Source organism: Streptomyces sp. sk2.1 (assembly GCF_008120935.1).
Classification (GTDB): Bacteria; Actinomycetota; Actinomycetes; order Streptomycetales; family Streptomycetaceae; genus Streptomyces.
Genome location: NZ_RDBO01000205.1, coordinates 1 through 9507 on the forward strand (window position 1 = coordinate 1; position 9507 = coordinate 9507).

The 9507-nt window shown below is 72.3% G+C and carries 10 protein-coding genes; 3 read left to right on the top strand and 7 right to left on the bottom strand.

Annotated elements, in window-relative coordinates; genetic code table 11:
* The coding region (locus EAO76_RS47885) for a response regulator transcription factor (RefSeq protein WP_148841568.1) at positions 1 to 162 on the bottom strand (162 nt) is incomplete at its 3' end.
* Here EAO76_RS47885 and EAO76_RS47125 point away from each other — a divergent pair.
* Positions 125 to 964, top strand: a complete 840-nt coding sequence (locus EAO76_RS47125; protein ID WP_262376232.1) for a LuxR C-terminal-related transcriptional regulator — start codon at positions 125 to 127, stop codon at positions 962 to 964. The genes EAO76_RS47885 and EAO76_RS47125 overlap by 38 nt on opposite strands.
* A gap of 222 nt (positions 965 to 1186) precedes the next feature.
* On the opposite strand, the gene EAO76_RS42495 is transcribed toward EAO76_RS47125, so the two are convergent.
* Complete coding sequence (locus EAO76_RS42495) at positions 1187 to 1384, bottom strand: hypothetical protein (protein ID WP_148841561.1); 198 nt, start codon at positions 1382 to 1384, stop codon at positions 1187 to 1189.
* Between the two features lie 144 nt (positions 1385 to 1528).
* Here EAO76_RS42495 and EAO76_RS42500 point away from each other — a divergent pair, with 144 nt between their 5' ends.
* On the top strand, positions 1529 to 2569 hold the full coding sequence (locus tag EAO76_RS42500) for a hypothetical protein (protein ID WP_262376233.1): 1041 nt from the start codon (positions 1529 to 1531) through the stop codon (positions 2567 to 2569).
* A 159-nt stretch (positions 2570 to 2728) separates the two neighbouring features.
* Complete coding sequence (locus EAO76_RS42505; protein ID WP_148841562.1) at positions 2729 to 3703, top strand: AfsA-related hotdog domain-containing protein; 975 nt, start codon at positions 2729 to 2731, stop codon at positions 3701 to 3703.
* On the opposite strand, the gene EAO76_RS42510 is transcribed toward EAO76_RS42505, so the two are convergent.
* From EAO76_RS42510 to EAO76_RS42530, 5 genes are all read right to left on the bottom strand, one after another.
* Positions 3683 to 4573, bottom strand: coding sequence for a 4'-phosphopantetheinyl transferase superfamily protein (locus EAO76_RS42510; protein ID WP_148841563.1), 891 nt, complete (start codon positions 4571 to 4573; stop codon positions 3683 to 3685). The genes EAO76_RS42505 and EAO76_RS42510 overlap by 21 nt on opposite strands.
* Positions 4573 to 4812, bottom strand: a complete 240-nt coding sequence (locus EAO76_RS42515) for an acyl carrier protein (RefSeq protein WP_148841564.1) — start codon at positions 4810 to 4812, stop codon at positions 4573 to 4575. The genes EAO76_RS42510 and EAO76_RS42515 overlap by 1 nt, the downstream gene beginning before the upstream one ends.
* On the bottom strand, positions 4805 to 6730 hold the full coding sequence (locus tag EAO76_RS42520) for an HAD family hydrolase (RefSeq protein WP_148841565.1): 1926 nt from the start codon (positions 6728 to 6730) through the stop codon (positions 4805 to 4807). The genes EAO76_RS42515 and EAO76_RS42520 overlap by 8 nt, the downstream gene beginning before the upstream one ends.
* On the bottom strand, positions 6727 to 7782 hold the full coding sequence (locus EAO76_RS42525) for a 3-oxoacyl-[acyl-carrier-protein] synthase III C-terminal domain-containing protein (RefSeq protein ID WP_148841566.1): 1056 nt from the start codon (positions 7780 to 7782) through the stop codon (positions 6727 to 6729). The genes EAO76_RS42520 and EAO76_RS42525 overlap by 4 nt, the downstream gene beginning before the upstream one ends.
* On the bottom strand, positions 7779 to 9507 hold a 1729-nt coding region (locus EAO76_RS42530), incomplete at its 5' end, for an acyltransferase domain-containing protein (protein ID WP_148841567.1). The genes EAO76_RS42525 and EAO76_RS42530, both read right to left, overlap by 4 nt.

The window sequence follows — 9507 nt, forward strand, 5'->3', positions numbered from 1 at the left end:
CATATGGGTTTCCACGGTTTTCGTGCTGATGCCGAGACGGGCAGCTATTCGTTGATTCGTGTAGCCGGCTCCGACCAACTCCGCTATTTCTCTCTCGCGATTGCTGATGATGGAAATCGGAGTCGTGACCGGATGGTCCTTTGAACTTCGGGCGGCTTTCAGGGAAACGGCCTCGGCGGCGGTACGGGCCGAGCGGCTGGCGCTGGAGCTGGAGCGGGAGCAGGTCCCGGGCGGCGGGCCGGACGGGGCGGTGGTGGACCCGGACGGTTTCCGGGACGCCGTCGCGGAGGGCGGCCCCGACGACGATCCGTACGCACGGGTCCATGCGAGCGCCCTGCTCGCCGCCGCGGACGCCGCGGCCGGCCGGGCGGGTGCGGCGCGGGCGGCCCTCGACCGCGCCGATCGGCTGCTGGACGCGGTGGAGGGGGCGCGCATGGCCGGGTGGCTGGAGACCTACCGGTGGCTGGGCGAGGCCGAGTTGCGTCTGGGCCGGGCGCGCCGGGCGGCGGTTTTCTTCGGGCGGGGTTTCGACACGGCTCTGCTCTTCGGGCAGGGGCACGTGCTGGCGCCTTTGGCGCTCGGGCTCGGACGGGCCCTTCTGGACAACGGGGAGACGGAATCCGCCGCGTTCCATTCGGGGATTGCCGTGGATGCCGCCGGGCGGTACGGATACCACTGGCTCGCACCCGCCGCCGAGGCCGTTTCCCTGAAAGCCGCCCGAAGTTCAAAGGACCATCCGGTCACGACTCCGATTTCCATCATCAGCAATCGCGAGAGAGAAATAGCGGAGTTGGTCGGAGCCGGCTACACGAATCAACGAATAGCTGCCCGTCTCGGCATCAGCACGAAAACCGTGGAAACCCATATGAGCCGCATGTTCAAGAAACTCGGAGTGAATTCCCGTGCGGCTCTGGCCCACACCATGGGGCGAGATTCGTCGGACCATGGTTTTCACGACAGGTAAACAATTGCCCCACACACGAGGAAAGCCCCGCCGCCCGGCACAGGAGCCGGGCGGCGGGGCCACGTGAGCGGCTCCACCGGGCGGGGGGTGTCCGGGAGCCGACATCGGAATCGACCCTCCTCCCCGCCACTAGTGGCCCGCTAAAGCCGCAGTACGGCGGCGAGGTCGGGGTTCCGGCCCTCCCCGGGCCCCGGAACCCCGACCTCGCCGGCTTCGTCCGCGTCACGGGCAGGCGGAGCCCCATTGGTCGTCCAGCACGCACAGCTCATTCATGCCACCTGCCATCACGCCCACTTCCGCCGAAACCTTCGACACATCCGGAGTCGATGCCTCCGCCAAACCTGCGTCAAGACTTCCTAAAATTACAAACGCTGCACATGTCGCTATCAACGATTTGCCAAGCGCACCCTTGTTCATCATGCCCCCTGCCTGTTGTCCGGAGCTTGTCGTCCGGCGCCTTCAGGAAGAAGCCTGCCCGTCGCTCAAGCCAGTTCCAAGTGATTCTCGATGGCGTAGAGTTGCCTGGCAGCTTGTCCCATTCCGCACCGAGGAGTAACCGCGAAGATGAGCGAAAGTTCCCTTTCCGGCGCAAGCTCCAGTGAACTCGACGGCAGATGTGCGACGGCTTACCAGCGGGCCGTCATACTGGGACGCTTCGACCACGAACAGATTGCCCACGCGCTGGGTGTGCCGCCCGAAGAGATCCATCGCATTGCGCGGACATTGTCGGAACTGAGCCTGCTGCACCCCATGCCCGGCGAACCCGGCACCCTGGTCCCGGTCAGCCCGGACGCCGCCGCCGCCGACCTCGTGGGACCGACCGAGCAGCAGATACGGGAGCTCCAGCAGACGGTCACCGACATCCGGACCCGGATGCGCTCGCTCCAGCCCGCGTACTTCGAGAGCCGTCGGCGCCGCAACCAGGCCGAGGCGTTCGACGTGATCAGCGACATCAACGTGCTCCAGGCCATGCTCGACGACTGGGGGGCGCGCTGCCGCACCGAGGTCCTCACCGCCCAGCCGGGCGGCCCCCGCCCCTCCCGGTACCTGGACAACGCGCGCCCGCTCACCCTGGCCCGGCTGGCGCGCGGGGTGCAGGTGCGGCACCTCTACCAGCACACCGTGCGCAGCGACCTGGCCACCACGTCGTACGTGCGCGTGGTGACCGGGGCGGGCGCCGAGGTCCGCACCACGGACGAGCTGATCGACCGGATCATCATCTACGACCGGGAGGTGGTGTTCCTGCCCGAGCGCGTGGACGACCGCCCGCCGGGCGCCGTCGTCGTACGGGAACCGACGCTGGTGGCGTTCCTGTGCAAGGTGTACGAGCACCTGTGGGACACCAGCACCCCTTTCGCCCCGGACACCGAGACGCAGCCGGCCGTGGCCGACGACCTCAAGCGGTCGATCATCAAGCTCATGGCGCAGGGCCACAAGGACGAGCTGGTGGCGCGCCGGCTGGGCATGTCGGTGCGCACCTGCCGCCGGTACATCTCGCAGATCATGGAGGAGGTGGAGTCCACCAGCAGGTTCCAGGCGGGCGTCAACGTCGCCCTGTCCAGGCTCCTGGACGCCGCGCACGGCCCCGCCCCACAGGTGGACTGACGGGCACCGACGGGTCGACGGACCGGCGGTCGGTGAACCGTACGGACTAGGTGCCCCGCAGCAAGCTGTCACCGGCCGGGACTGGTTCCCGGTGGCTGATTCCATGCACTCTCGTTGGACCGTGTTCGAACACGGTTCGCACGAAACGGGGGCGGACGCATGGCTCGATCGACAGACGGGGAGCAACGAGGGACGGGGGCCGTACGGCATCTCATCCACCGGCCGCGCTCCTGGCTGCATCCCGTCCCCCCGGGGCCGGGCGTCGAGGAGGAGTTCGTCCTCGCCGGTGCGCTGCCCACCGCGCACCCCTTGTTCGACGACGGCCCCGGCCGTCACCACGACCTGCAGGCGACCGCCGAAATGGTGCGCGAGGCGGGCGAGTTCATCGGGCACACCCACTTCGGGGTGCCGTCGGCCCGGGTCGGGATCTTCTACCGGTTCGATCTGTGCGCCGGTGACCTGACGCACTGGCGCGTCGGGCGGGCACCGGCCCAGCTGGACCTGGAGCTGCGGGTGCGCCCCGACAAGGTGGTCGACGACGTGCCGCGGGTGCTGGACTTCCGCATCGTGCCGCGGATCGACGACGTGCCGTGCGGGAACGGGTCGGCGAGCCTGGTGTTCCTGGCCCCCGTGGTGCACCGCAGCCACCGGGAGCGCTCCCGCGCGGCCGTGCTCGCGGCGGCCGGGCGCGAGGGGCCCGGCCGCCTGCCGGACGCCCCGGTCGACCCGGGCGACGTCGGGCGCGGCTCCCCGGACAACGTGCTGCTGCACCGCCCGGAGGTTCCCGGTCGCGGCCGGCTGTCCGCGGAGGTGCGGCTGCCGCCGGTGTGGTCGTCCGGGGACGCGGAGGGCGAGCCCGCCCCGGCCCGGGTGCTGCTGGAGGCGCTGCGCCAGACCGCGCTGCTGGCCGCCGGGCACGCCTACGCGCTGAAGCCGGCGCACAGCACGCTCGCCTCGTTGCGGGTGCACTTCCGCGGCTACGCGGAGCCGGACCTGCCGATGCGCTGCACGGCGGTGTGGGACCGGCTGGGCAAGGACGAGGAGGGCCGCCGCACGGTACCGGTCGGGCTGAGCCTCATCCAGGCGGACCGGGCGGTGCTGGAGGCCACCGCGTCAGTGGTGGAGGACCTGTGACCAGTAGTCGTGCGACCACTCCCCCTCCAGCGCCTCGTTGAGGGCCGCGACGGCGTCGGCGTCGAGCATGGTGGTGATCTCGGCGTCCAGGGTGCGGCCGAGCCCCGCGTCGTGGACGGCGGTGCTGATGCAGAACTCCAGCCCGTCGCTGTCGAGCAGGTAGGTGCGGAACGTCCACTCGTCGCCCGATCCGGGGGTGCCGTCGGGCCGGTGCACCTGGGTCGGCCGGCCGTCCGCGCCGAACCCGAACTCCGTGAACCGGAACTGCAGCCCCTGGCCGATCGCCTTGCTGTATGCCTCCTTCAGGGTCCACAGCCGCACCAGGCAGGGGTCGCGCTCCGCCACCGGCAGCCCGGAGACCATCAGCCGCTCGTGCGGGGTGCAGATCTGCCGGTCCAGGCCCCGGCTGTAGATCCTGCGGTCCGCGCGCTCCGCGTCGACGCCGATGAGGCCCCGGGTGGTCAGTCCGACCAGCAGGAGGTCGTCGGTGTGGCTGAGGCTGATGTCGATCTGGTCGCAGCCGCGCAGGTACGGGCGCCCGGTCGGCCCGTACATCAGCTCCAGGTCCCGGGCGTCGGCCCGCAGCGCCGCCGCCGCCGCGTACTTGAGGAGGCGCCGGGACGCCGCGTACCGGCCGCGCATGTCCTCGTGGGTGATGTCGCGGTAGCGGGCCCAGTCCCGGCCGAGGACGGCGCGCAGTTCGGCGCCGTCCGGGTCCCTCGGCCGCCAATCGGTGAAGCGCCCGTGGACCAGGGCCGTGCCGTGGGTGCGCAGGTCCTTGCGCACCTCGGCCCCGTTGGTCTCCGGGGTGGTCGACGCGATGGGGTCGCCCAGCGGCTGCGGGAGGTGGGGGCTTCCCGGGGTGTTCATCACGCGTCCGTCCGTTCGGATGCCACGAGGGAGTGGATCTCCCGCAGGCTGCGGGCCCGGAGCACACCGGCCACCGGGACCCGCCGGCCCGTCTCCCGTTCGACGAGCCCGACGAGGCGCAGCAGGTGGACCGAGTCCCAGGCGGGCAGGGCGTCGAAGTCGGCGCCCGCCTCCTCCTCGGTCAGGACGAGGCCCAGTTCGTCGCGGATCAGGCCGAGGAAGTCGGCGAACTCATCCATGGCGCTCCTTCCGTTCTTCCCCCGGCCCCCCGATGCGGACGTCGAGGATCAGGTGCTCGGGTACGGGCGGGAGTTCGTCGAGGTCGTGGCGGAACCACCGGTGGTGGTCGCGGCCGGGTTCCTCGACGAAGCCCGAGGCGGGGTAGAGGCCACCGGCCCTGCCGTTGCGGCCGGTCTCCCGGTAGCGGGCCCTGACCCGGGGGAATCCCCGGGCCCTGGCGTGTTCGAGCAGGGCGGCGAGGCAGCCGTCCTCGATGCCGCGGGCCAGCACCCGGCAGCTGAGCAGCATGTTGTCGATGTACAGGGCGTCGTCCCCGTCGTGGGTGAGGACGGCGCCGACGAGGCCGCTGTCGCCGAACCGGTCGCGCACCCGGACGGCGAGCACCCCGGGTCCCGGCCCGGCTGCCAGGGCGGCGACCCGGTCCTCCGGGAGCCGTTCCCCGGTGAGGTTGAACTGATTGGTGCGCAGGGAGAGTTGGGAGATGCGTGCCACCTCGTGGGGTTCCGGCGGCGCGATCCGGACGACGGTGCCGAGTTCGTCCAGGTACTCCTCGTACGACCCGGAGTGCTCGCGGAGGTCCGTCCGTGCCTCCGACTCGCGGTAGCGGGCGGTGCGGGCCCGGTCGTCGTCGGTGAGCCGGGGGGTGTCGAACCAGCCGTCCCGCAGCAGGGTGTCCAGGTGCAGTGCCGGTTCGGAGCCGAGCGGGATCACGGCGGTGCGCGGGAGGTTGCGCCGGACCAGGCCGCGTTCGCGGGGCGAGTCGTCCATGAACACCAGGGCGTCCGTGGCGATGCCGAGGTGTGCGGCGATGTCGCGGAGGTTCTCGTCCTTGGGCGCCCAGTTGGCGTTGACGCGTACGAAGTCGTCGGGGCGCAGCGTCATGTCCGGGTGCTCGCGCAGCACGTGCCGGACGGGGTCGGGGTCGTTCTTGCTGCTGATCGCGAGGAGGACGCCCTGGGCGGCCAGTTGGCGCGCGCCGCGCTGCACCGCGCTGTACGCTCCGCCGAGGAGGCTGTCGCCGATGTCGATGCGGTCGGGGCCGACCTCGCCCAGCACACCGCCCCACAGGGTGTCGTCGAGGTCGAGGACGAGGCACTTGCCGGTCATGCCCCGCCGGGCCCGCAGGACGTGCACGGCCTCGCGGGCGTAGGCCGCGAAGAGGGTGTCGCCGAAGGGGGAGCGGGCGTAGGCGGCGAGCCGGGCGTCGCGGGCGGGGCCGATGTCGGCGATCAGCGGGTCCAGGTCGACGACGGCCAGGGCCGGGTGGTCGGTGGTGAGCCGGAGCAGCCGGGCGTTGAACTCCCGCCACACCGCGCCGAGCCGGGCGCGCTGGTGCTGGTCGACGATCTGCTGGGTGTGGTGGCGCAGCAGCGGCAGTGTGTTGAGGACCAGGGTGCCGGTGCCGTGGGTGCCGTGGGCGGTGGCGACGGCGGCGATCCGGTCGCCCAGCCGGGCGCAGGCCGCCTCGGCTTCGTCGGTCGTCCACGGTGTGCCGAGTTCGGCGAAGACCGCTTCCGCGTCCAGCAGACACAGGGTCAGTTCGGGTGCGGGGGCGCGCAGTTCGCTGTCGGGGGTGGTGAGGTCGCGCAGGTAGGCGCCGTGGGTGCCGACGGTGTACCGGGCGAGCAGGCCGTGCCGGGCGAGTTCGGCGGTGAGCGCGTCGGGGAGCTGGGCGACGGTGGAGCTTCCGGTGATCGCCACGGTGACGACGGGGGTGTCCGGGTGGTGGGCCAGTACGTCATCGGCGGGGAGGGCGGCGAGCAGGCGTCCGCACCGCAGGAGTTCGCCGAGGAGGTCGGCCGGTTCCCGGTCGGGGGTGTCGGTGATCTCCGCGAGCAGGCCGGCCACCCGCGGGTACTCGGCGGCCAGCCGTCCCGATGCGCTCAGTTCGCCCAGCCGGCGGAAGGGGGTCGTCATCGGCTCGGCTCCGCTTCCCGGTGCTTCTCCAGCGCCAGGCCGGCCCTGATCCATTTGCTGGACTCGACGACGACGGCGAGTGCGCGTTCCCCGTCCGACATCTTCGGCACCAGCCGGTCGAGTTGCAGCAGGGGCAGGGCGTTGCCGGTGTTCCCGGTGTCCGCGACGCAGGAGACCTCGCGGGCCGCGGGGATGCCGAGCGTCTCGACGATGTGCCGGGTCATGCGGGCGGAGAGCTGCGGCGGCAGCAGGAAGTCGAGGTCGTCGGGGGTCCAGCCGGTGGTGTCGAGGAGTTCCCAGCAGATCTCGCCGGCCAGGCCGGGCACCTCGGCCTCGATGGTCCTGTAGTCCTCGGACAGCATCGTCCGGTCGGGGGTGCGGCGCACCGGTCCGTCCCAGTCGATGATCTGGCCCGGCGGTCTGCCGCGGCCGGTGAAGCGGTGGAGCAGGGCGCGCACCCCGATGCCCTCGCCGTCGGGGCGGGCGCTCACCACGGCCGCGCCCGCGCCGTCGCCGAACAGGACGTAGTTGACGAGTTCCTGTGCCGGGAGGTCGGCCGGGGTGCGGTGCGGGTCGAGGAAGCGGTCGGTGACGTCGCCGCCGATGACGAGTCCGGTGCGGTGGCCGGAGGCGATCAGGGCCCGGGCGAGGTCCAGGGCCTGGACGGCTCCGGAGCAGCCCGCCTGGATCTGGTAGGTGGGCAGGTGGTCGAGGCCGAGCCGGTCCGCCACCTCGTTGGCCGTGGTGGGCAGCAGCCGGTCGGGGGTGGTGGTGGCCAGGACCAGGAAGTCCAGGTCCTGGGGGTCCGTACCGGCCGCGGCGACGGCCCGGTCGGCCGCCTCGGCGCACAGGTCGGCGAGGGTGTGCAGGACCTCTCCGGTGCCGAGGTCCCAGCCGAAGTGGCGGGTGCGGGTGCCGACGAACAGGTCGGTCCACTCCTCGCTGATCCCGAATGCCTTGCCGAGCCGTGCGTTGTCGACGGGGTCTCCGGGCAGCGCGGTGCCGGTGCCGGTGATGTAGAGGGGGGCGGGTGCCCCGCCGTCGTTCGTCATGTCCTGGCTCCTACGCTGATCCAGTCGCTGAGGAAGTCGGCCAGGGAGCCCACCGAGCGCAGTGCGGGCAGCAGTTGTTGCACGGTGACTCCTTCCGTCCGCGGAAGCCGGTGTTCGATCCGGTCCTTGAGCTGCATGATCATCACCGAGTCGAATCCCAGGTCGGCGTGGAGCCGGGTCTGCCGCCCGACCCGTTCGGGCGGGTACTCCCCCACTTCGACGATCGCCTCGATCACCGCCCCGAGCACCGGGTCGTTCTCCCCGGCCTCCCCCGCGGGGGCCTCGTCGGGAACCTCCGCGGGAGCCCCGGCGGGGATGCCGGTCGCCTCCGGGGTCCGGTCCGGGTGCTGGTCCGGGGTCCGGGGCGCCGGCTGCCAGAAGGCGTGCTCGGTGGCGAAGGCGTACGGGGCGAGGTGTTCGGCGGTGCGCCGTGCCGGTTCGTACAGGGCCTGCCACCTCGGTTCGGCACCGGCCCGGTAGAGCGTCGCGACGGTCTCGGCGAAGTCCCGGGCGGTGGCCTCCCGGCCGGGGACCGGGAGCAGCAGGCGTACGCCGGTGGGCAGTCCGGCGCGTTCGGCGAGCTGGACGAGTTGGGGGCCGGGCCCGATCTCGACGAGGCAGGCGGGCATGGTCTCGGCCATGAGGTCGTCGAGCGCTTCGGCGAAGAGCACCGGCCGGGCCGCCTGTTCCTTCCAGTACCCGGCGTCCAGGGGGCGGTCGCCGAGCATGTGCCCGTAGCGGGTGGAGGCCATGGGGATGCGGGGCGTGCCCGCGTCGATCCCGGCGGCCTCCTCGGCGAAGCGGTCCAGGGCCGGGGCCATCAGCGGGGAGTGGAAGGCGTGCGAGACCCGGAGCCGGCGGGTGCGCACGCCCTGCTCGCGCAGGTGTGCGGCGATCCGGTCGAGGCCGTCGGTCCCGCCGGACAGCACCGTGTCGGCCGGGCCGTTGACGGCCGCCACGGTGACGTGCGGTTCGTCCGCGAGCGGTTCGACGAGGTCGTCCGGCCCGGCGTGGACGGCCAGCATGCCACCGCCGTCGGGAAGCGCGTCCATGAGCGCGGCGCGGCGGGCGACGAGGCGGGCCGCGTCCTCCATCCGGAGCGCACCGGCCGCGACGGCGGCGGCGAACTCGCCCACACTGTGTCCCAGGACGGCGTCGGGTTCGATGCCGAGGTCGCCGAGCGTGCGGAAGAGGGCGTAGCCGACGGCGAACAGGGCGGGCTGGGCCCAGCCGGTGCGGTGCACGGCCGGGTCCTCGGCGAGGATCAGGTCCCGCACGGATCCGTGGAGGTGGGCGGCCAGCGCCTCGTCGGCGCTGTCGAGGTGGTGCCGGTAGGAGGCGCAGTCGCGGTACAGGCCGCTGGTCATGCCGGGTTCCTGGATGCCCTGGCCGCTGAAGAGGAAGCCGATGGTCGGCGGGTGGACGGCCCGGTCGGCGATGCCGGCGCGCAGCCGTTCGTCGTCGGCCGCCGCCCGCAGCACCGCGGCGAGTTCGGTCGTGTCGCGGGCGGTGAACGCGGCCCGGTAGGGCAGTCCCGTCTTGACGAGGTTGCTGTTCCAGCACAGGGTCGCGGCGTCGCCGCGGGGGCGGCGGGCCACGGCGTCGGCCTGGACGGCGAGGTTGCGGCGCAGGGCCTCGGGGGTGTTGGCGGAGACGGTGAACACGCCGACGGAGGGCCCGGTGGCCGTGCGCCGCAACCTCGCCGTCCAGGCCGACGCCGTGGCC